Annotated in this window: 19 protein-coding genes, 1 tRNA gene and 2 pseudogenes; 15 read left to right on the top strand and 7 right to left on the bottom strand. The window is 42.6% G+C overall.

Annotated elements, in window-relative coordinates:
- Positions 1–71: 71 nt before the first annotated feature.
- From QWZ05_RS20065 to ssb, 6 genes are all read left to right on the top strand, one after another.
- Positions 72–515: a hypothetical protein gene (locus tag QWZ05_RS20065; protein WP_290300276.1), complete on the top strand. Its 444-nt coding sequence runs from the start codon at positions 72–74 to the stop codon at positions 513–515.
- Entirely contained in the window at positions 512–790 is a 279-nt protein-coding gene (locus tag QWZ05_RS20060) for an RNA-dependent RNA polymerase family protein (protein ID WP_290300274.1), read from the top strand. Before QWZ05_RS20065 ends, QWZ05_RS20060 begins: the two co-directional genes overlap by 4 nt.
- Positions 791–958: 168 nt before the next feature.
- Positions 959–1,675: a hypothetical protein gene (locus QWZ05_RS20055; protein ID WP_290300271.1), complete on the top strand. Its 717-nt coding sequence runs from the start codon at positions 959–961 to the stop codon at positions 1,673–1,675.
- Between the two features lie 81 nt (positions 1,676–1,756).
- Positions 1,757–2,995: a hypothetical protein gene (locus QWZ05_RS20050; RefSeq protein WP_290300270.1), complete on the top strand. Its 1,239-nt coding sequence runs from the start codon at positions 1,757–1,759 to the stop codon at positions 2,993–2,995.
- 170 nt (positions 2,996–3,165) lie between these two features.
- Entirely contained in the window at positions 3,166–4,368 is a 1,203-nt protein-coding gene (locus tag QWZ05_RS20045; RefSeq protein WP_290300268.1) for a PcfJ domain-containing protein, read from the top strand.
- A 4-nt stretch (positions 4,369–4,372) separates the two neighbouring features.
- A complete protein-coding gene (gene ssb, locus QWZ05_RS20040; protein WP_290300266.1) occupies positions 4,373–4,900 on the top strand; it encodes a single-stranded DNA-binding protein in 528 nt (175 codons plus the stop codon).
- Between the two features lie 378 nt (positions 4,901–5,278).
- Here the strand turns inward: ssb and QWZ05_RS20035 are convergent.
- Positions 5,279–5,467, bottom strand: a pseudogene (locus QWZ05_RS20035) (transposase domain-containing protein); the annotation flags it as partial.
- Between the two features lie 47 nt (positions 5,468–5,514).
- Here QWZ05_RS20035 and QWZ05_RS20030 point away from each other — a divergent pair.
- Positions 5,515–5,697 (top strand): annotated as a pseudogene (locus QWZ05_RS20030) (IS110 family transposase); the annotation flags it as partial.
- A 2-nt stretch (positions 5,698–5,699) separates the two neighbouring features.
- Here QWZ05_RS20030 and QWZ05_RS20025 read toward each other — a convergent pair.
- Together QWZ05_RS20025 and QWZ05_RS20020 are read right to left on the bottom strand one after the other, a co-directional pair.
- Positions 5,700–6,877, bottom strand: a protein-coding gene (locus tag QWZ05_RS20025) for an IS3 family transposase (RefSeq protein WP_290300264.1) whose coding sequence is annotated in 2 segments (ribosomal slippage) — positions 5,700–6,610 and positions 6,610–6,877 — 1,179 coding nt in all. Because the reading frame shifts where the segments join, the coding sequence is not laid out codon by codon here.
- A gap of 924 nt (positions 6,878–7,801) precedes the next feature.
- A tRNA-Val gene (locus QWZ05_RS20020) sits at positions 7,802–7,878 on the bottom strand.
- A gap of 491 nt (positions 7,879–8,369) precedes the next feature.
- Here QWZ05_RS20020 and QWZ05_RS20015 point away from each other — a divergent pair.
- The 4 genes from QWZ05_RS20015 (at position 8,370) to QWZ05_RS20000 (ending at position 12,253) form a co-directional block, all read left to right on the top strand.
- The gene (locus QWZ05_RS20015; protein ID WP_264877519.1) at positions 8,370–8,696 is read left to right on the top strand and encodes a hypothetical protein; all 327 of its coding nucleotides are present in this window, start codon (positions 8,370–8,372) and stop codon (positions 8,694–8,696) included.
- Positions 8,697–8,982: 286 nt separating this feature from the next.
- Positions 8,983–9,894 (top strand): HNH endonuclease, encoded by a 912-nt coding sequence (locus QWZ05_RS20010; protein WP_264877518.1) that lies wholly within the window; start codon positions 8,983–8,985, stop codon positions 9,892–9,894.
- A 151-nt stretch (positions 9,895–10,045) separates the two neighbouring features.
- Complete coding sequence (locus tag QWZ05_RS20005; RefSeq protein ID WP_264877517.1) at positions 10,046–10,879, top strand: hypothetical protein; 834 nt, start codon at positions 10,046–10,048, stop codon at positions 10,877–10,879.
- A 204-nt stretch (positions 10,880–11,083) separates the two neighbouring features.
- Positions 11,084–12,253 (top strand): hypothetical protein, encoded by a 1,170-nt coding sequence (locus tag QWZ05_RS20000; protein ID WP_264877516.1) that lies wholly within the window; start codon positions 11,084–11,086, stop codon positions 12,251–12,253.
- Between the two features lie 204 nt (positions 12,254–12,457).
- Here QWZ05_RS20000 and QWZ05_RS19995 read toward each other — a convergent pair whose 3' ends face one another.
- Complete coding sequence (locus QWZ05_RS19995) at positions 12,458–13,615, bottom strand: hypothetical protein (RefSeq protein ID WP_290300262.1); 1,158 nt, start codon at positions 13,613–13,615, stop codon at positions 12,458–12,460.
- A gap of 237 nt (positions 13,616–13,852) precedes the next feature.
- Between QWZ05_RS19995 and QWZ05_RS19990 the strand changes: the two genes are divergently transcribed.
- Positions 13,853–15,030, top strand: a protein-coding gene (locus QWZ05_RS19990; protein ID WP_290296012.1) for an IS3 family transposase whose coding sequence is annotated in 2 segments (ribosomal slippage) — positions 13,853–14,120 and positions 14,120–15,030 — 1,179 coding nt in all. Because the reading frame shifts where the segments join, the coding sequence is not laid out codon by codon here.
- Here QWZ05_RS19990 and QWZ05_RS19985 read toward each other — a convergent pair.
- Both QWZ05_RS19985 and QWZ05_RS19980 read right to left on the bottom strand, forming a co-directional pair.
- Positions 15,003–16,085, bottom strand: a complete 1,083-nt coding sequence (locus QWZ05_RS19985; protein ID WP_290300260.1) for a hypothetical protein — start codon at positions 16,083–16,085, stop codon at positions 15,003–15,005. The genes QWZ05_RS19990 and QWZ05_RS19985 overlap by 28 nt on opposite strands.
- A gap of 386 nt (positions 16,086–16,471) precedes the next feature.
- Positions 16,472–16,783, bottom strand: a complete 312-nt coding sequence (locus QWZ05_RS19980; protein ID WP_264877660.1) for a helix-turn-helix domain-containing protein — start codon at positions 16,781–16,783, stop codon at positions 16,472–16,474.
- Positions 16,784–16,876: 93 nt separating this feature from the next.
- On the opposite strand from QWZ05_RS19980, the gene QWZ05_RS19975 reads away from it, so the two are divergent.
- From QWZ05_RS19975 to QWZ05_RS19965, 3 genes are all read left to right on the top strand, one after another.
- Positions 16,877–17,482 carry a capsular polysaccharide export protein, LipB/KpsS family gene (locus QWZ05_RS19975; RefSeq protein WP_307726636.1) on the top strand — a complete coding sequence of 202 codons (606 nt, stop codon included), beginning with the start codon at positions 16,877–16,879 and terminating at the stop codon, positions 17,480–17,482.
- Positions 17,483–17,629: 147 nt separating this feature from the next.
- The gene (locus QWZ05_RS19970) at positions 17,630–19,462 is read left to right on the top strand and encodes a GlyGly-CTERM sorting domain-containing protein (protein WP_290300258.1); all 1,833 of its coding nucleotides are present in this window, start codon (positions 17,630–17,632) and stop codon (positions 19,460–19,462) included.
- A gap of 154 nt (positions 19,463–19,616) precedes the next feature.
- Positions 19,617–20,531, top strand: coding sequence for a trypsin-like serine protease (locus tag QWZ05_RS19965; protein ID WP_290300256.1), 915 nt, complete (start codon positions 19,617–19,619; stop codon positions 20,529–20,531).
- Positions 20,532–20,621: 90 nt separating this feature from the next.
- Here QWZ05_RS19965 and QWZ05_RS19960 read toward each other — a convergent pair whose 3' ends face one another.
- Complete coding sequence (locus QWZ05_RS19960; protein WP_264877512.1) at positions 20,622–21,041, bottom strand: hypothetical protein; 420 nt, start codon at positions 21,039–21,041, stop codon at positions 20,622–20,624.
- Positions 21,042–21,893: the final 852 nt, after the last annotated feature.

The following is a 21,893-nucleotide window of genomic DNA, read 5'->3' as shown; positions in this document are numbered from 1 at the left end:
CTATATGCCGCAGCAACCGATTTGTTGTCATTGGGCGTGCATCAAAGATTTATAAAGGAAGAAGCATCAAAATGTTAATGCAACAGCTAGCTAGCCGTGAAAATGTCACTCGAGCGTTTGAAAATGCTCTTACCGAGCGCTTTACTGACGAACACGCCATGTTTCAGTCAGAAAATACTCACGCGAAAGCGAACAAAAATGAAATTATCGATAGCCTAATTGAAGAACTCAAGAATCAAGCAAGCTATCAACCAAGGCTAGGGTTTTATTACGAAGTACCCAAATCACCGCTTGTTGACCGACCTGTAGTGTATTTACCATTTGAAGAATTAGTCGTTCATTACGCTTTTATCCAGGTCATTGCTGACGTCCTCGACCCGCAATTGTTGGGGTGTTGTTTTGCGAATCGTTTAAATCGGAGACCGAAAGAGAAGAGGCTTTCGCAAAGTTTGCAGACGTTGGGTGGCCAAGGTACAACAAGTGGCAGGAAAAGAGTGCTGAAGACAACACAGTGATGTTGGTAACTGATCTTTCGAGCTTTTTCGATAACATTGATCGCGAGCTACTATTGAAAAAGATTGCGAGTGGCTTAGGCACTGCAGTTGATTCGAGCTTTCTTAGATATTTTAATCGTGTACTTAGTCAGCCAGTTATCCGCTACTCAACAGCTAATGGGATTCAAGAAGAGGTGTTACTGACCCGCAATAAGGGGATAACTACCGGGCCAGCTTGCAATGGTGTGTTAGCAAATTTTTATTTAATGGATGTAGACCAAAAAGTTGCATCATAGCCTGGTATTAGTTTTGGTCGTTACGTCCATGACATAAAAATTTTCGGTCAATCTAAACCTGATGTTCTCAATGCATTTAAAATATTGCAGTCTGAGCTCTACAGCCTTGGGTTAGCCATCAATAGTAGTAAAACTCGGCTTTTGAATAGTCAGCCTGAGATTCTGAAGTTGCTCACAAAGGAGGTAGTAGTTGGGCATGACTACCATGGAGAGCCTGAAATAGTCCAACAAACATCAACAGTAGAGCTAGCTGAACAGGAGCTTATTCTTGATCAGTCATTCGATGAACGTGAGATTGTTTTTGACTGTGATAAAGATGTCATTGACTCAGAGACTGCTAAACAATTTTGCTTTTATTTGAGTTCTCAAGACGAAAGAGACTGGACTGAAGCGGACATACTTCGACTTATTCAGATTGTTAAATGCTTTCCATCCTCGATTAAACACGCTGCTTGGTTGATGGTTGCTGCGCTCAATTACAGCGAAGAAGACGCTTTTGATACCGCATGCCAGTTTGTCACTAAAGAGCTTTTGCAATCTGAAGAGATACATGAGTTTGGAAAATCTCGTGTATTGCATCACTTGCTTAAGCAGAGAGATAGGTTCAATCCCTATCTCTCTGATATCGTGGGGTTGGCAAGTGATTCAACATTTAGAAAAGCAATTGTTCAACAAGCTCAATCGGCACAAAGTACGTTGTTGCGAATTTACGCTAAAGAGACGTTGTTTCAACTGATAAATGAAAATGAAGAGTGTACGAAGAAACAGTTTATCAGCGCCTATGTTGCAAAAGGAATCCGATTAAACCAAGCAGAGCTGCGAGCGATGGGGGTATTCGAGCCTGTAGAGGTTTTCCGTATTCCACCTGAGGGTTTTGAACTCTAAGGTATTTGTGGGTAATCGCTGTGTTTTGACGGCCAATGTTTCAACTATAGATCGTCACGCGATAAACATGGGTATATTGCAATGTTAGACAAATTTAACCAAGCTCATAAAGCAGGTAGGGATTACCTTCGTTCTGTTGCTGATGAAGTAGAGTCATTAGGTCGCAAAGCAAAGGGCATGTACGACAACCCAGAAGAAGCGCTTGAGCGCACGACAGAAGCGGTAAAGGAATATACTGAAGCAGGAAAGAAAAAGGCACGCGCGGTTAGCCAAAAGGCAGAAAGCACGATACGCGAGCCACGTGAATCATGGGGGAAAGTTGTCGAGTCGACCGAACAAGTCAAAGATGACGTGGTAGAAGGGCTAAGCAAAACGGCTTCTGATCTATCAGGTGGGATTAAAGGTGCATTTATCTCAAACAACCAATATGCGTTCTACGAGCGGGCTCGATTCTATCAAGGTACTTACATAGAAAAGCTCATTAGGACCAGACCTGCCTTTGACACCACCTTAATTATGGGTGAATCGCTAACACAGTTTTTGACAACCGGTATATATAACCCAGATATCATTCAAGCATATGAAATGGCTTACCCAAATCTAGCTGCAGAGTTTAGCTTGGCTGAGAGGGTGGTAGACATGTCACCTGAGCAGTTGGTTGGATTGGTGAATGGCATAAAGGGGAAGCTGTTTGAAATTCAGTATGTAGACCTGCTCAATGATGAGCTTTTGCCTGAAGGGGTATTTGCTCAGTTGTCAGAAAGTGCAACCGAGCCAGGTTGGGATATTCAAATCGTTGACGGCTACGGTTTTGAAATTGACGTTTTGCAAGCAAAAGCGACTTCTTCTGTTCATTATGTTCAACAAGCGCTGGAGCGTTACCCTAATATAGATGTTGTGACCACCGAAGAAACATTTTTGAAGCTCGCAGAAATGGGTGAAGTTGAAGGGGTGATTAACTCAGGCGTCTCTAATGTTGAGTTACATGAGTATACGGAAACCTCAATACATGGAAGCGAAGGAGTCTTATTTGATCACATACCAGTCATTTCTTTAGCAATAGTTGCTTTCACCTCCTATGACGAAATGGGTAATTTTGATGTTTCTGATTTTACACATCGAGGTTGTCACGCATACATCACATATCTGATCAGTATCGGCGTCATGTCGGCATCAGGAATCTGGCTCCTGGGGCCTTTGGCTTCCAGTGGTGTAATGGGAGTGCTAAATCACTATCGAGAGAAATACTCCAACTTAGATAAGTTACAACGTAGCTTTATTGATAACGAAGCCTACATCAAGCGTGTTGAGCACTGTTAGGTCACAATAACACGCAGATCTATGTTTCTTAACTGAAGGTTTTCGGTATTTAATAAGCTTATTATGCGCATTCAGTAGGTGTACCTTGCTATTGTCAATTCTACACAACCTGTACGACAACCCTTGGCCGAAGCATATGGTCACACATCTTGATTAATTGTTTGAATATCGTGCAAAACGATAGTGGTGATAAATTGAACGCTACAGTTTTAAAAAATGACATGGACATCGAGTCGTTCTCCCTAGTCACGATTCCCACAACGCTACTTGGCTATCACTATGATATTAAGATTTCGCCTTGGAGTGACGGATTAACCGCATACCGCAGCCATTCTAATGAAAAATTAGAGCGGATAGAGGGGGGGATTGGTGTTGGACTTAATTTCATTGAGGATGGAGAAGCAAAGCAAAGATGGGAGTCTCTAGTGCCTAAGGGGCTGTTAGAACAAACCGAATTGTTTCCCGAACATCAATATCAAATGCTCTGGCTTGCTGCCAATAGCCAAGAAGCGAGTGAGATACTAGCGGTTAGGCCTCTGATTCTGGCAATGATCTGTGAGCATCATCCCGTAGATAATGAGAAGGCACTTAGTATATCAACGCTTGGGCAAAGACAGATTTTGCAACATCTAGGTCTGGCTTCAACAAAAGCTGCACTTAGGTTTATTGATAAGTTGGATCTTACCTTTGAAAGAACAAGTGAAATTTTCCATGTGATGAAAGTTCTGGATACTAGAACGAATTATTTCAAAAGATTTAGTCACTACAACAAAGTCAATTTTTCAAGCTTGTCACTTGATAATACTCATCCGTTTCTAACCGGGACACACTTAGGAAGAGCGATAGGTGAAGAAAGTAGTGCAACGCGTCTAAAGCTCACTTTGTGCATTGAAGATTCACTTATGCTTGGTCAGGTAATCGGTGTGCAAGACCCGATGTCTGTTATTGTAAATCTGAGAACATACGAAGACTTAACTCGTTTACATGATGAATGGGCAACACGCAGAAACGCAATACGTGCTGAAGAAATGAGGCCAGTAGATGCGGATAAGCCTTATTCCATTCATTTTTCTGATTCAGACAGTGTTACGCAAATTGTTGATTACTATGATCTGTGTAAAGAAGGCGATGAAATGCGCCACTGTATTGCTGTTTACCACAATCGAATTGCGCAAGGGCGATACGTGGCACTCAGGCTTTCTCATCCAGAACGCATGACGGTTGGGATAAAAATCGAACCAAATAAACTATTTCCTTATGAGATTGACCAGATAGCAGGTATCAGAAATAAGTTACCTACTGAAGAAACCCGCAATGCAGTATTCAAATGGCTGCTGAATGAACGTAAAAATCACAAACTTAACGAGGAGTAACCCAATGGCAAGTCGTGGAATTAACAAGGTTATACTAGTGGGTAACGTCGGTCGTGACCCAGAGATTAAGAGCTTTTCGAATGGTGAGAGTGTAGCGTCATTGTCGCTTGCAACTTCAGAGTCTTGGCGTGACAAGAATACGGGTGAAAATAGAGAGAAAAGCGAGTGGCATCGCGTTTCTGTATTTGGAAATACCGCAAACTTTGTTGCTAATTATGTTCGTAAAGGAAGTCAGCTTTACATTGAAGGGCGATTACAAACGCGTAAATGGCAAGACCAAAATGGGCAGGACCGTTATACAACCGAAGTTGTTGTTCGCTGGCCTAATGGTGCATTGCAGATGGTTGGTGGTGCTGGTGCAACAAATGAGAATAGCTCAAGTGCCGGCAATGATAGCAAATCTCCGGCGATTCCGCCGGTTGGTACAGCGCCATCTTCAACCAAGACAGAGCACTTAAACGCAACAAGTTATGCACCGCCATCTAACGCATCTCAATGGGATGATATGTCAGACGATGACATTCCGTTCTAGTCGTTTTTTCAGATTCATAACATAGAATCACACAAACATAGCTTGCCCTAATAAAGGAATCGTGATGAAAAATGTCTTAGTAGCAGTCACAGGGACAAGCCCTCAAGTACTAACCGAAACAGTTTATGCTCTGCATAAGCAAGGGCGAACCATGCCTCAGAGGTCTTTGTTATTACCACTGCTAACTCCAAAGTAACCCTTGAGCAAGGGTTGTTATAGGAAGGGTAGTGGCAACAGAGTGATTACGAGTTGACACCTAAAATGACCAAAGATTTTGTGCGCCAGTCATTAAATTGTTTCCATAAATCGCATGATGCATCGCTCGTGTCTACTGTAGTGGAACAGTTGTAAGCGCCCCACGATCCCACGTGGCGCGCTTTAATATGAGAAGTTCCAGGGAAGTAACGAGTCGATATCGGGCTCTGGCTTGGCAAACTCTTTCAGGCAATGGACCATGTAGTTGTATAAGATCAGGTCATTCGCTTTCGCTGTTTCGATGATGCTGTAGAGCATCGCGCTGGCATCAGCACCCCGAGAGTTGTCTGCGAAGAGCCAGATGGTATGACCTTATATACTTAGACTTACCTACTGGTGCGTTTTTGGAGGTAATCAATATGGAATCCGTCAACTATTCTGCTTATATTGGACTTGATGTGCACAAGGACACAATTGCTGTTGCGATTGCAAGTCCAGAGCGGCAGGGAGAAGTTCGATTTTATGGGAATATTTCTTCAGCAAAAGATGCCGTTATTCGTCTAATGAAGAAGCTAATCAAGCTTCACGGTACGATCTGTAGTGGTCAACTAAAATTGGCCACCGCTTTATAAGTTTCCCAGTACTGCCTCTCCGATTCATTCGGTGTTAGGCCACCATTGTACTCGTGCGGTCTGATTTGGCTGTAATATCTAATGATGTAGCCAACAATGCTCTTCCAAGCTTCGGATAAACTACTGTAGCCACAAGCTGGCACCCACTCAGTTTTTAGGCTTCTAAAGAAGCGCTCCATTGGACTGTTATCCCTGCAATTTCCTCGTCGAGATAGACTCTGTTTTATCTGATATCGCCAGAGCGTTTGGCGGTACTTACGACTCGTATAGTGACTGCCTTGATCGCTGTGAAATAACACATTAGAGGGCTTACCGCGTGACTCATAGGCCATCTTAAGTGCTTTTCCTGTCAGTTGGCTATCGGGTGAAAATGACATCGCCCAACCGATTGGCTTACGTGCAAAGAGGTCGATTACAACGGCAAGATAACTCCAACGATTTCCAGCCCACACATAGGTCACGTCACCAACCCAGACCTGATTAGGCGCAGTCACAGCGAACTGTCTATCTAAATGATTTGGGATTTCAATGTGCTCCTGAGCTGCTTTGCTGTAGCGGTGTTTGGGAAGTTGTCGGCTAACTAGCCCAAGCTTTTTCATCAGTTTAGTGGCTCTGTAGCGAGAGAACTTGATGCCCGAGTTCGTTATGATACTCGCAATAGTTCTAGCACCGGCTGAGCCGTTACTAACGCTGTGAGCTTCTTGAACTAGGGCTCGTAGACGAACATCTTCTTCAGATTGAGTCTTGGGCTTCTTACACCAATACTTAAAACTGCTTCGATGGATACCGAACACTTTACACAGCTTGGCTACGCTGTAGCTCTGTTTGAGTTTCTCGATTATCGAGAATTGTTCAGTGAGTCCGACATCAACAGAGCAGTAGCCTTTTTTATGATTTCATTGTGCTCTTCCAGCTCAGCAATCCGCTTTTTAAGCTCACGGATCTCGATCTGTTCGGGGGTGAGCGGTGAAGCTTTTGGCGTGACACCTTGCCTCTCTTGCTTGAGTTGTCTCACCCACTTGTCCATGGCTGACTTGCTTACGTTCATCGCCTTCGCTGCTTCAACAACGGTATAGCCCTGGTCAGTGACTAACTGAGCGGCCTCTAGCTTAAATTCGGGACTAAAAGTTCTTCTTGTACGTTTTGTCATAGTTTCACCTGTTGTGTACGAGGTGCATTCTAACACCTCTAATCAGGTGGCCAAATTAACTATGCCACTACATCATGAATTACTCATCTTTGGCTGTGCACTGTACAAGCCTATGCTGCGACATCATGCAGAATGAGAAATTTAATAGCTTATCTCATGATGATATCAACTGGCTTTATGATGAGGTATATGAGCTTATAGCGCAACGAACAGAACTATGGCCTAACAAATATCCGAAAGAGCATGAGTTTGTCCGTGCAGTAACACTTGGTGTGCTCAAAGCACTTCATTTTTGTAAAGATAGTTCTAAAGCAAGAAATCCGACTTGGTTATTGAAAGCAATGCAGTCAAGGATATCTTCGACCTGTAAACGACTTTACGAGAAGAGAAAGGTAAGACGACGTTATCTAGTTTGATGATAATCATTCCATATTTAGAACCGCATATTGAATATTTCATATGCGGTTTTAGTTTGTGTTTGGATATGCAAAAGTATGAATTATATTTCAATGGTTAGTTTTGTCTTCACAGGTGATTCTAAGTTGTAGCGAACTGCCAGTGAAGCAAGATACTTAACAAAATGATCTGATAACGCAGTGGCCAGTGATGGTAGAGATCAGCCCAAGGATTACCGAAAATAATCATGACTCCTATTTTTTATGGACACCGGAAACTAGGCGGAATTTTGGTGTTTTGGCACCATATCGGTAAGCAGTAAATTTTCATTTGGTCACCATTTTGGACACCAGTTGGTCACCGCACACTTTTTGCTGATTTTGTTAAGTTTTGGAAATGAATAAGTCGGAATGAAAATTCTCAACTAGAAAAGGGAGAAGTAGGGTGGTTACAAAGAGTGATTCGTAAAAAAATGGATAGTGCAGATACAACAACGCCAAGCTAAGTGCTTGGCGTTGTTATCTAATTTGGTGGATCCGGGCGAACTCGAATCGCCGACCCCCGCCATGTCAAGGCGGTACTCTAACCAACTGAGCTACGGATCCAGATTGTGTTCTTTTGCATTGTTATGCAGTAAGGAGTGGTGGGTCCGGGCGAACTCGAATCGCCGACCCCTACCATGTCAAGGTAGACATGCTATCTAAGATAAACTTATATATTTCAATGGTATAAACTTAATCATGGCTGATTTTTGTGCAAAAAATGCGGTCTAAGTGAAAATGTCGAAAGTTTAGAAAACAATAACTTAATACTACAAAAGTACTGTATTTTCCCACCCAAGGAATGCTCAAAAGAGGGGCATTTTCAGTGACTTTTCGAAAACAGGTGTCGGCTTTGGTATTCCTAGCCGTGGTCTAAACGAGTGGCTTTCGTGAGAGTCCGTCAAGTCTTGTGTTTCTGCATAGCCATTCTCAGGGAGAACTGAATAATTACCTAAGAATAAGCACAACTAGCCACGGTTATACGCTTAAATTATAATCCATTGCTCCAATTACAAACTAGTAAATCAACACACCAATTTAGGATCCCCAAGTCTATGTCGGAAGAGTGGTACTTTGATTTTTCACAAGTGAAAAAAACACCATCAAAGCAATCAGATGAGAGTTATACGCCTGATTATGAGCAACTATTTAGTAAGGCCTTGACTAACTTAGCTTCACAGTCCTCGGAACGCATTACAAGGGCTGCAAACAAAGTAGACATCGAGACGTTGCGTAAAATTTACGAGGTAATGGTATCCGTTCTTCAAGAAGCACAGGAGAGCAAGGTTAGTGATATGGCAGTCTCAATAGCAGAGCAGGGTATTAGCGCTGAGGAGCTAGTCGCATATTTGAATATGCAAGCGGATACTAAAAGAAAATAAGCCTATGAGCGTTGCATTTTTCATTGGTTTAACACCTTTGTTATTGTGATTCGTTTGTATGCTGCATGGTAACCGTTATGTTGTTGGTTTTGAATGTTTAAGTCTTAAAATTCTGACGGTAATCTTGGGTAAGTGATGCCTCTCTTTTGCCCCATACCAATTTAAGAAGCTTTTCTATCACACTCTAAGGCTGACTAATTGACCTACATTTTCTAAACAGTGTAGTGTCTAGAGGAGTGAGTGAGCTATCACCTGAATTTAAACCTCTTATTCAATAGGCGTTTGTATGGCATTTTACTGGGTAAATCTTGGCGATTCTTTTGACGAAGTGAAAAAACATAGCTTCCTTTGGGCCCCCTCACATACTTTTAACAAGGGTGGGACTAAAACAGTTAGCGCTGGGTGGAAACACGTTCCTAACGTAAAAAAAGGGGATGTAATTCTTTGCCATGAAGATAAGCACATCATCTATTTGGCTCGTGCTACAAGTGATGCTTATGAGGCACCTAGACCGAAGGACCGTACTTTTGATAAATGGAAAAAAGAAGGTTATAAGATTGAGGTTGACCTTACCATTCTAGATACACCGTTGAATAATGCTGAGTTTAAATACGATATTCTCGGCCGATTCAACGAACAATGCAGCCCAAAGCTTTTTGGTTCGAACGAACAAGCAACACAAAGCTACCTAATATCAATCCCTAAACATGTAGCAGCTTTAGTTCTTAACTGTGTTGGCAATGAACTTATTAGCTTCCTTGAAACTCCAAGTCAGCCAGGTAAGAAGAAAAAAGCCTCCCAGGAACGCGAGAAAGAAGCGCGAACAAAAGCAAGAATTGGTCAAGGCCAGTTTAGAAAAGACGTTCTTGCAATTTGGAATAATACTTGCCCGGTAACCGGGGTAAACTCACCTAACCTTCTAATTGCATCACATATTCACTCTTGGCTGTTAAGTGATAACGATGAAAAGGTAGACGGCTACAATGGTTTTCCACTTTCCCCAAACGCTGACAAGCTTTTTGATAAAGGATTAATCTCGTTTGCCAACGATGGCTCACTTCTAGTTAGCCCTCACTTATCAACTACTACGTTAACCGCCCTAGGTATAAGCAAAACAACCCAAATAAATGGGCTAACTAAAAAGCATCAATTTTACCTAGAGAAACACCGTAGTACATATGGATATGAACGTGAATGAAAGAGTTGTCCACAGCGCACAAATCGCCACATTGGGGGGGGGGCAGAGTCGTATAACCCGGTTAACAACCCGTTTTATCGACGATTACTAATCTAAACAACAAGCAGGCTGTTATCTGTATCTTTTCTAAAGGTTTTATATGATCCCTCACATGCAAAGATGGTCAAATTGGTATCCATTGTCAGGTGAAGCCGATGTTTACCAGAACATCCCTACCAAGCAGGCTGGCCTATACCGAATACGCTCACCTCAAAGGCGAGAGCTAATTTATATCGGTCAAACAGGCCGCTGCCTACGAGAACGGCTACGTGCACTGCGAAAGGGCGCTTACTCCCAGAGCATGCCTTACAACGACCCTCACACTGCTGCACCAAATCTTTGGGTATGGCGGCAAGAAGCAAACCTTGAGTTTGAGTTTTCATTCTTAACCACCGCTGTCGATACCCCACTAAGGCAGGGGCTAGAAGATTACTTCTTATGGCGACATCGCCAAGAAAAAGGGTGCTCAACGTTATGCAACTATGGCCGATTTCACAAGTCATGGATGAAGCCAAGTAACAAGAAACAAGGTCGTATCGGTAGAAAGCTCGAAGCAAACCAGTTTAATCCTGCTGGCTTATCGAGCAGTTCTCCTCTGGTGCAACTTGGTGCAAGTTTTGATGAAAACTGGATGAGTTTAAACTGGTCAGAGCCAGAGCCGCTTGAAAGCTCTCACATAAAGCCACTACCAAACCATGCTGCGATCTACCGCTTACTAGATGTTACCTCACGAGAGGTTATCTACATTGGGGAAACTCAAAGTCTTGCCCACCGATTGAGGACACACACTAAAGGGAGCTGGGGTGTGAACCCTGTTTTCTTTTCGTTTGCCGATGACATCAATCTATCGGAGTCACACCTAAGACATGAGATTGAAGTCGACCTAATTGGTGCGTTCTATCAGGAGCGAGGATGCGTTCCATTGTTTCAGTATGGTAAGAGATAAAAGAGACCTCTAAAACGTTAATGCCCCAAAGTGTGCCAGCGTCGATAGAAACAAGTGCTTTCACTAATCATAATTGCATAATGAAATCTAATGTGTGGAGCAAGTAGAAAACCTGGACCTGTCTACCTACTCTACTCGGATACCATTGACTGCGTTAGCTACAAAAATAGCTAGCCCCTTATTATGAATAGTCAGGAATGACAAATGACTGATACTAACGCCACCACAAGAACCACATCAATATCCTCAAGTGCCGAGTGTAATAGCGATTTTCATAAAATTGAGGTCGTCGATACCAATAACTATCAAACCGTGCGAGTTAACCTTCAGCAGCCTTGTGCCATTGAATCTGACAAGGATCTTAAAGAATATGTTTCCGAACTGGCGCAGTTTGATACAGCTAGTGAATCAAGTTTGTTTATCTCTGTCATGAATTGGGTTGCTGCTCAATGGCAGCATGACGGTATGAACGAACCTGATAGCAAACTAACTTCTTTGGACTTACTGAAAAACGTTCATACTAAGGGAGAGAGGTATCGGTGTGTTGAGTATGGCAAAGTTATGGCGGATATCCTTGCTGCACACGGTCACCAATCAAGGTCGGTAGGTCTACAAGCGAAAGACGTTGCGTACGGCGGCTTTGGGAAAGGTCATGTCGTGACGGAAGTATGGTCTAATGAACAGAATAAGTGGTTATTTTTCGACCCGCAGTTCAGTGTCTACGCAATAAGAGAGAACGAGATACTTAACGTTTTTGACATGTTCTCTCTGAAAAATCAGCAAAAAGAGTCAGAAATAACATTTGTTCTTGATCCAGATCTGGCGCAGTTAAAAGGTATCAAAGTCAATGAAGTAACTGCTGGTTATTGGGGATTTATCCGTAATTACTTAGGGTTCCACGTAACTAACTCAACAGGTAGAGAATCATATGAACAACTATATTTGTTAATGGAGGCTGATGCACCAGCTCTAACCTTTCAAGGAATGGGAGGCACTATAAAACGTGTCTTTACTCAAGAACCCGAGCTTTCGTACCCAAAACTAAATCAGACAACAATTTCATTGATGCCATTGCCGAGCAAAAAAGGCAACTTCCAAAGCATTTGCGAAAAGTTCGACATAACCACAGACGAGCAATACGTAAGCAATATGTGGAGATTCGCAGCGGAGGGAGAGATCGCTATGGAGCTAGATTGCAATATGGCGAACCTCTGGAAATACCAAGTCAAAGAAAATGATAGCAGTTGGGTTGACCTTCCATCTAATGAGCATTTTTGGAAGCTAACTGTCGGTCAGAATAGAGTTTCTGCCAGAGCGATATCTACACAAGGTATTTTGGGACCTGAGACCTTTATTGAAGTAGCTTACAGGTAGACTCAATAGCCTAACGTACCACACTTATGCCCCTTTCTGCGTTAGCGAACAGGTCTCCTCCTACCACCTAACACTTGGGCAGCGATAGTTTTTATAATGGCTATCTGTGATGCTTCAATTTAGTGTAAACGGAAAAAGCCTAGTTGCTAACGACCAGTTTTTCGGGGAAGGTTACATTCCTTTCCCCCGTCCCCCTTTGTTTAATTAACAGTAAATGTGTGCATCTACTTTAACAGTGACTTCACATTCTTTATCGATGAATTCGAATTCAAACGCATTACCCATGTTCTCATCTAATGGCGTCAACTTTTGGTTAATCTCAGGGTTGTAGAGCGTAACAAGGGCTGGACTTTCTTTCGTGTCATAAACGTAGAACGCATCCAGAGGCTCATCGGAAAAAACTAAATGACGTTTGACATCTCTATAGTCATCTATGTCTTTTGAGCTTGTAAAGTTTTGCCAGTCCTTGTGAGTCATGACTAATAGGTGATTGTTTTCTAAGTCTTCAAATTCCAACTCGGATAATGATGAGCCTTTTTGGGTTATAATTGTTAGGGCTATTGTATTGTAAATTCTTTCGATAAACCTATAGCTACTAAAGCCGTATCCTACCCCCGTGTTATCCAAGAACCTCTCTCTTCCGTGTGAATATGAAGGGAGCTTGAAAGGCACTTGTTTATCTTTGCTCAGCGATACGAAACTAAATAGTGGAAATTTGTTAGCTAAATCCTGCCCCTTCATCAAAATACCATCTATGTATGACTGCTTGATTGCTTTGCTTAGGGGTTGTGATTTTCTAATTTCTATTAACTGATTGTTTAGATATTTTTGGATTTCTCTGAGGATAGGGATTACAACTGAATTGAAGTCAGCTTCTTCATGTTTAATGTCGAAGTGATTACAAAATGCTTTGGCGTAAACAGGTGATTTTGCATAGTAAGTCGCCTGTTTTAGTTCGTTGAGCATTCGGTTGGCAATTTGAATACTATTCTCGCCCATGTTTAGAGAGCTTGTGATTGCGCTAATACAGGCGTGTAAATTCTTATCCAGATTTTGGATTCTCCAAGAGTAAACAGCATACATAACTAGAATTGGAACAGCTCTGACGTACGCGTGGCTAAGCTCTTCGGAATTCAAAGAGCTATAACCCTGAGGCTTCCCTAACTGCTGTATCATTGAATTCAAAGAAGCAGGCAAAAGGTTAACGCCTAAGCGGCACGCTCTGGAGTGGGCTGGGCTGAAACTTTCGTGGCAGTCGAGAATGCAGCTCCACTGGCTTTTATTTGCAAGTGCTCTTAGCGTATGTTGAGCTGTTCTTTTGGCTGCGTTTTCTCCAACTTCCTTAATGATTTCGGATACCATGCGTTGCTCATACTCGACTGTAATTCGCTTAATTTCCTCTAGCCTCGGTTCTGAAACTGAAGGAGTCAACGCATCTTGAACGTACTTATCTAAAAGTAAGATGAAATGATTGATGTAGTCCTGAGGGTTTGTTGTGAGAAGTTCTTTATGAGTTTCTGTAAAACTTGTAGTGGCATAGTTAATTTGGCCACCTGATTAGAGGTGTTAGAATGCACCTCGTACACAACAGGTGAAACTATGACAAAACGTACAAGAAGAACTTTTAGTCCCGAATTTAAGCTAGAGGCCGCTCAGTTAGTCACTGACCAGGGCTATACCGTTGTTGAAGCAGCGAAGGCGATGAACGTAAGCAAGTCAGCCATGGACAAGTGGGTGAGACAACTCAAGCAAGAGAGGCAAGGTGTCACGCCAAAAGCTTCACCGCTCACCCCCGAACAGATCGAGATCCGTGAGCTTAAAAAGCGGATTGCTGAGCTGGAAGAGCACAATGAAATCATAAAAAAGGCTACTGCTCTGTTGATGTCGGACTCACTGAACAATTCTCGATAATCGAGAAACTCAAACAGAGCTACAGCGTAGCCAAGCTGTGTAAAGTGTTCGGTATCCATCGAAGCAGTTTTAAGTATTGGTGTAAGAAGCCCAAGACTCAATCTGAAGAAGATGTTCGTCTACGAGCCCTAGTTCAAGAAGCTCACAGCGTTAGTAATGGCTCAGCCGGTGCTAGAACTATTGCGAGTATCATAACGAACTCGGGCATCAAGTTCTCTCGCTACAGAGCCACTAAACTGATGAAAAAGCTTGGGCTAGTTAGCCGACAACTTCCCAAACACCGCTACAGCAAAGCAGCTCAGGAGCACATTGAAATCCCAAATCATTTAGATAGACAGTTCGCTGTGACTGCGCCTAATCAGGTCTGGGTTGGTGACGTGACCTATGTGTGGGCTGGAAATCGTTGGAGTTATCTTGCCGTTGTAATCGACCTCTTTGCACGTAAGCCAATCGGTTGGGCGATGTCATTTTCACCCGATAGCCAACTGACAGGAAAAGCACTTAAGATGGCCTATGAGTCACGCGGTAAGCCCTCTAATGTGTTATTTCACAGCGATCAAGGCAGTCACTATACGAGTCGTAAGTACCGCCAAACGCTCTGGCGATATCAGATAAAACAGAGTCTATCTCGACGAGGAAATTGCTGGGATAACAGTCCAATGGAGCGCTTCTTTAGAAGCCTAAAAACTGAGTGGGTGCCAGCTTGTGGCTACAGTAGTTTATCCGAAGCTTGGAAGAGCATTGTTGGCTACATCATTAGATATTACAGCCAAATCAGACCGCACCAGTACAATGGTGGCCTAACACCGAATGAATCGGAGAGGCAGTACTGGGAAACTTATAAAGCGGTGGCCAATTTTAGTTGACCACTACAACTACTCATTTCCTTAAAATGAGCAGAGTTATGACTGCCGAAGAGTTGAGAAAGTTCATAAATGTCATTATCGAAGTGACTTTCAAATGAAATAAAATTTCTATAGTTATCTATCAGCTCAGGAAGTAGCTCTGGTTTCTTGTCTACTAAAAAGTAGATTAGACTGCGTACATGGCTATCTATGAATGCGATAGTTTGAGGATTTTGAATGTCCCATGTATGTATGCTTATCAAAAAATCAGCTCTCAGAAGCCAGTATTGACCAGTGTTTAGCTCTTTAATGCTTTCTTCATAGAATCTTCGACTGAACATCTCGAAGACATCGTAATCTTTCATCTTTCTATCGAAGAACAAAACTAAGAGCCTACCGTAATCTCTTTGAAGTGACACGTACTTGTCTCGACTGTTGGTATTTCTAGCTGATGTCAATGTTGCTGCTAAACTATCCACAAGCCTTTTAATAGTAACGGTGTCTATTGAGCAATCTTGATTCACACATGTCTTTTCTATCAGTTCAAATAGACGGTTCTCTGTTGATTTATCCGAGGTGATTGCTGTGTGTTCAATGTTATAACAGGCAATTTGAACTAGCAGCTCTACTTCGTCTGAATGGTTGGTGTTGGTGTTGGTGTTGGTGTTGCTGTTGTTTTTTGTTCGGAGTTTAGAAATTAGGTGCTCAGTTACTAGATTATCTGACCGTGTAGCGAGAAATACGGTTTTTATGAATTTAAACTCTTTTACCAGAAGTGCAGACGTTATCAGAGAGAATAAAAACTCCGTGAATAGAACATAACTATCTTTAAAGAGAGTTTTGTCAACTGAGCAAACAAACAATGTAAAGCTAATAAGAGCAATCAAAGTAACTATCAACTCTCGAAAGAGCAATTGAATTTTAAAGCCCATGATCTGCTCTATGGAGTCCATGTAGTGAGCAGAACCATAACGATTTTTTACACGGTTTAGAACCTCAAGGGCTATTGGCATTGTAAACGCTGAAAATGCTGTGAGAACAGCAATCAGGTGTGTTGTTATGCTTAATCTATCCATTTGCTCAGCCTGACAATTAACTTACTGTGCATCTCTGCACGGTTAAAAGATACAGCACTATAGTCTCATGACCTTTTAGTGGTTAGAAAAATCAAGTTAAATCAGTGCTATAACTTGGATAGATTAGCATAAATGAGGCTAGTTTGAAGGGGGGCGGTAATTTAATCACTGGGACAGACACTTTAAGATACTAAGCATTCTCGCCATGAATAAGTAATATCACACCTTATGGCTACATTAGCAATAGTCTCAACAGCGACACCGTCTACTTCGATTTGCCTAAATTCAGGTTATCCGAAGTAGGTGGATTTAATCCGAATCACTAACTCGAAAATGTCCAAAGGTGTGCTGACGGGGCATGTAAAGAAGTGTGCATGTTCCATCAGCTAGAAATTATTTTCTGTTTCTGCCTGTTCAAGCAATTGAGCAGCGAGAGCGAGAACTCTCTGTTTATCACCATCTGATAGTTTGTTCAGGTTAATCGCCAAGTCAGCAGAAAATTCATCTTCACAAAAAAAGTAATATAAAGGTACACCAAGCTCATCGGCAATGAGTTTTAGGTTTTTTATATCAGGTGTATGAACCCCTTTTTCATACTGGTTCATTCTGGCGCTTGCGGAACTTTCTTCCATACCTATTCGCACTCCCAAAGCCTTTTGGGATAGTTTTGCTTTTTTTCGCGCTTCTTTGAGGCGGATTGGAAAGAGGTCGCGTTTGTTACCGACTTTCTAGCTGCGTTGTATAACCTCGTTGTCAAAATACTCATTACCGTACGCGATAACGTTAAGTTCATGTTTTTTCTAAAGAATACGCAATCCCATATAATATGTGTACCATTACCCGCTCTCGATCACATCCCTGATATGAAATCCGATGCAAGAGAGAAAATTGGTGTTTTTTTACGCTACGTTATGAGTACATTTGCTTACCAAAAACAACAAGATGCCGTTTTGGTGATTAAACAGCATCCACGTGATCGACTGGGGGTTTCGTATTCACTGCTTATTGAGCAGTTAACGGAATCCTTAGGACTGAAAGGGAAGGTTTTTTACGGTCGAGAATTTGCCATATCGCGAGCATTAGGTGCTTCGAATGGGTGTGTTTTAATGGGTAACACTGTGCTTGGATTTTACGCGCTATCAAAATCCGTGCCCGTGAAATTAATGGGTGAGTCAGTTTATGCGCTGTTTCCTGGCGTGTTGTCGACTCAATCGTTAGAAAGTTTTATCAGAGAGCCAAGGATGGTTGATGATGAATCGGTTGTCAGGATGTTGAACTGTATACAGCAAGAGACTCAGCTCGCGGGTACCTTCCGCAAATGTAAAGGGTCATTGCTGCTGGACATCCACCAGCGTATGCAATCTGTGTGGGACACTCAACACAGAAAAGAAACCTAGCTACGTTTGACTGTTTTACGACTTCATCTAAATACACAGCGTCAGTCAATCTGGCGACTCCAAAATTTGCACAAGATGTGCGAATGGGGCTCTTACCCAAAGAGATGTTGCCAAAACGGCATATTTAAGAAAAATTTGGAGTGTATTATGAAAAAGATGCAAACAGTTGCCGTGTTGGCAGCATCACTTATGTCAGCAGGTGTTATGGCTGATGAATATCGTACGCCAGTTGCGGCAGAGGACTACACTGACAATGTAGTGCACCTGTCAATTCCGGTAGGGTCATACAGCAGCAATAAATGCGGCGGTATGTTACTTGGTAGTAAGTACATCATGACAGCTACCCACTGTACGTGGCGTAACAATGGTGAACCTATTACTATCAAGCAAGGTTTGTCTCGCAGCGAACCTGATGCGTCGTATGAGCGTCAAGTTGTTGAGATTAAGGAGGCTATTTATAACCGTGAATACGTAGAGTATTTAAAGTTGTACATAGATTATTATTTGAACGACGTTAAAGGCTCTATCCTTAATGAGATGGGTGAAGATGTTGTAGAGCCAGAATATGTGTTTAAAGACTTTGATACATATGATGCTATTGTCGCTCAGGATCCTGACTACAAACTGTCGTCATCGATACAGCGTGATTTAGCAATATTAGTTCTTGATGAAGGTGTTCCTTATGCAAGTTCGGCTGTTATTAAACCAAACTTTGAGTACGGAAGTGAAGAAACACTTTATGATATTGGTGAATCATTTACGTTCCGAGGATGGGGGACACTAGGAAGTACAGGTGCTACATCGAATGTAATGATGCAGTTTGAACTAGAGCTAGAAAGAATGACTCACCAACCATACATGATGGTTGAAGTTGAAGGTGACCAGAACTCAATGGGAGATCAATTAAGAATCCCATTACCCTGCAAAGAGACTGCAGATAGTTGCTTTTATTCTCCACAGTATAAAAACACTTTCTACAATCCGCTTCAATCTGTAACAGATGGTGATTCCGGAACCCCTCTTATTAAAGATGGAAACGTTATTGGTGTTGTCAGTACTAACTCACTCGAAAACCAAGATGGGTTACGAGCTCGAAGTGACTTTGTTACTTTCGATAGTTACATGAATTGGTTCGTACGAACAATTGATGAAGTTACGTATCCAACCAATCTTACACTTGATGTACATACTGAAAGTGATGTGACATTCGATGTTCAGAACTTCACTGCAAGTGATGTGGATTCAGTTCTCACTTCTGGTGAGTACGTGAACGGTGTGTTTGTTTATACGGACTGTGGTGTTATCGAATCAACTAGCGCTTGTAGTGTCGAAATCACTGCGCCTGATATGACGTTAATGCCTGGTGAAGAGCTAGAAGTCGATATTCAATTATCTTCTGAAATCTTCATTCCTGTGACACTATATTCAACTGAATATAAAATCGTAGAGCCAGGTGATCCTACTCCTCCGACAGATCCGATTGACCCAATCGATCCTACTGACCCAATCAATCCAGATAATGGAACTGATAAAGGTGATGAAGAGGAAGAGACTGACATCGAAATCGGAGGTAAACCTACTGATCCGGACGAAGGTAACGGTGGCGATACTGATGAAGGTAACGGTGGCGATACTGACGAAGGTAACGGTGGCGATACTGACGAAGGTAACGGCGGCGATACTGACGAAGGTAACGGCGGCGATACTGACGAAGGTAACGGCGGCGATACTGACGAAGGTAACGGCGGCGATACTGACGAAGGTAACGGCGGCGATACTGACGAAGGTAACGGCGGCGATACTGACGAAGGTAACGGCGGCGATACTGACGAAGGTAACGGCGGCGATACTGACGAAGGTAACGGTGGCGATACTGACGAAGGTAATTCAACTCAAGGTGGTGGCTCAGGTGGTTCTATGGGGCTCTTTACCATTCTAGCGTTGATTGGACTTGCTATTCGCAAGAAGATTGTCGCTTAAGTTTGTATCTTAACTAACTAAAACCCTGGATTTTTTCCGGGGTTTTTCCTTTTTCCGTCTGCTATTTCTTAGTTGAACGGAAAAAAACTCGCACTTCTAGCTTTTTCTCTGTAGTTGATTCTACGCGATGAATATTCTTAGATGGAGATTCATTGTGCAAAAGACACACCTTACGTTAGCTGCTGGCTTGCTTACTGCAACTCAGGCCTTTGCAGCACCAACAATCACCCCAGTGCTAGGTGGTGAGACCGAGCCTGTCACCGAACAGGAGTACCGAGACTATTACGTCAATATTGAGGTGTTTATTACTGACTACACCTATAAATTGTGTGGCGGTGTTCTCATTGGCGGTGACTATATTCTTACTGCAAAACACTGCATCGATAACGCCACTGGTTTTATGAACGTAAAGCAAGGTATCGACCGAACCGACCCAATTAGCATCACGCGTGATGTTGGCTATGAAGAAATCAATACATTCCAATACAAGTATTACGCGGATGCATTGGAATCAAGACATAAGATCTACACCGATACCCTCAAAGGCAAGTTCCTAGACGATCAAGATAACGATAAGTTGTACTTCACCGATGAGGTGCTTTACAACGAGTTGGCTGTTCAGTTAATTCGCGACGACGGTGACAAGTACCTACAAGGTAGTTACGCAGACTTGGATCTGGCCCTTGCTAAGCTCTCTGAGCCAGTTATGCACTCATCGGGTGTTATCGTTGAACCATCTTACGATGTTGCAACTCATCAGTTTAATCTGCCTAAAGACACTGAGTTTACCTTCATGGGTTGGGGCCTGACAGAAGATGACGCGCTGTATAATCCTGATGTTCTGCGTAAAGGCACATTAAGCTACGCTATTCCTAACTTCATTCCAGTCAAGTTTGTGGATACGGGTGAGTTAGACTCTATGGGCGAGCCTATGCACATCAAACAAGAATGTACGGCGGACGATCCACAGTGTTACTACTTCCCAGCATTCCGCAGTATCTACCGTGGCCCTGAGCGCGAGCAGAAGGTATTGCCGGGTGATTCTGGTTCGCCACTTGTAAAAATTTAGCCGGACACGCGTGTCCAGCTAAATGTATTCGAGCTAATGTGCCATTGTGCCAAAGCCAAAACCGTTGGTAGGGCTTTCTAGGGTAAGGTCTTAGTTAGTCCTTTCAACAGCGTACTCGTCACTACTATATTCAAACTCTTTATCCATTAACTCATCATAATACTGCTCAATTAACAGGTTAAGGCAAATCTTACGCTCTTCTACGGTCATTTTTATGTACTTATTTGCAAAAGGGCCCTCGTAAATTTCGAGATGACTTGCTTTAACCGCCATGTTAGTTGCGATGCGGTCGATAAACATTTCGCGAGATTGATGGACCTGATAACCAAGCTCGCGGCTATCAAACATCTTAACTGCGAAAGCTTTACCTTGTTCGCTTAAGCTATCCCACATGTGAGAGATAGCTTCAGTATTTTCGTCTACCACGCCTGTGCACATACGATGAATAAAGTCGAGTTCTCCGCCTTGCATTAACTCTTCTGACACCGGTTTAAACTTCTTTTTCTTCATTTCTTCACCTTTTTAATCAGTTTTTATGAAACAGGACATATCGCTGTTTCAGATTTCACTTGGTTTAGGCTTTCAGGAAAGAGATTGAGAAAATGAAGAGATACAAAACTGGTGTACCACAGGTTGGAGCTGTCTATTTTTGTTTAAACTATTGATTTATTTGGATTGATGCTTCCTATAGTTTGACGGTGTTTTTTCTGCCACGCTAAAGAATCGCAACTTAGTTTTGCATAGAAGTTAGTGAACATAATCAGAGTGTCTTTCGGAAATGGTGTCGAATCACTCACAAGGAAAACAAGCACTAACCGCGGGAGACCTAAGAAAAGAGCTAGTAGGGAATGAAGCTAGCCTCAAGGCCCTCTATGAACCATAGAGGGCCTTGTTTGCGTTTATATCAGTAAGCCGACCAAGGCGCCGAGTAAACAGGCGTGCAGAATGTAGACTCTTTGAGAGTCGGGTAGCTTTCGTTTCGTTCGTAACATCTATTCTCCCTTGTGTAGTGACTGCCTATTCAACTCATTTTAGCTCAACTCTTAAGCGCACCAAATCCAGCCAGTGTTTCAATGCCTCATCATCAAGTACGCAAAAATAGCGCATCTCGTTTCTATTGGTTTTGTTCCTGTCCTAATGCAGTTCGATGGTGGCGAGTCCACCCAATTGAACTTGAAAGAGAGGTAAGGAATATGACAAACAAGAGTGAAATAAAACTCAACAAATCAATTAAGAAACAAACAATCACGCCTACAGGCAGGCGAAGGAGAGGCGTGTTTTCTCGTCGTCTAATTTAGTCAGAAATTAGACGACGAAGCCAAAGCGGGAATAGCGCCTTTAATCGCTGGGGCGCCGAGAAGT

This window comes from Vibrio agarivorans (genome assembly GCF_030409635.1).
GTDB lineage: Bacteria > Pseudomonadota > Gammaproteobacteria > Enterobacterales > Vibrionaceae > Vibrio > Vibrio agarivorans.
The sequence above is the reverse complement of the archived record's forward strand: the minus strand, read 5'-3'. Positions and strand labels throughout refer to the sequence as shown.

Bases quoted from the DNA above. Each gene is read 5' to 3' on its own strand.
- QWZ05_RS20065 (WP_290300276.1), top strand. From the start codon at position 72: ATGTTAATGCAACAGCTAGCTAGCCGTGAAAATGTCACTCGAGCGTTT.
- QWZ05_RS20050 (WP_290300270.1), top strand. From the start codon at position 1,757: ATGTTAGACAAATTTAACCAAGCTCATAAAGCAGGTAGGGATTACCTT.
- ssb (WP_290300266.1), top strand. From the start codon at position 4,373: ATGGCAAGTCGTGGAATTAACAAGGTTATACTAGTGGGTAACGTCGGT.
- QWZ05_RS20015 (WP_264877519.1), top strand. From the start codon at position 8,370: ATGTCGGAAGAGTGGTACTTTGATTTTTCACAAGTGAAAAAAACACCA.
- QWZ05_RS20010 (WP_264877518.1), top strand. From the start codon at position 8,983: ATGGCATTTTACTGGGTAAATCTTGGCGATTCTTTTGACGAAGTGAAA.
- QWZ05_RS20005 (WP_264877517.1), top strand. From the start codon at position 10,046: ATGCAAAGATGGTCAAATTGGTATCCATTGTCAGGTGAAGCCGATGTT.
- QWZ05_RS20000 (WP_264877516.1), top strand. From the start codon at position 11,084: ATGACTGATACTAACGCCACCACAAGAACCACATCAATATCCTCAAGT.
- QWZ05_RS19995 (WP_290300262.1), bottom strand. From the start codon at position 13,615: ATGGTATCCGAAATCATTAAGGAAGTTGGAGAAAACGCAGCCAAAAGA.
- QWZ05_RS19985 (WP_290300260.1), bottom strand. From the start codon at position 16,085: ATGGATAGATTAAGCATAACAACACACCTGATTGCTGTTCTCACAGCA.
- QWZ05_RS19975 (WP_307726636.1), top strand. From the start codon at position 16,877: ATGTTTTTTCTAAAGAATACGCAATCCCATATAATATGTGTACCATTA.
- QWZ05_RS19970 (WP_290300258.1), top strand. From the start codon at position 17,630: ATGAAAAAGATGCAAACAGTTGCCGTGTTGGCAGCATCACTTATGTCA.
- QWZ05_RS19960 (WP_264877512.1), bottom strand. From the start codon at position 21,041: ATGAAGAAAAAGAAGTTTAAACCGGTGTCAGAAGAGTTAATGCAAGGC.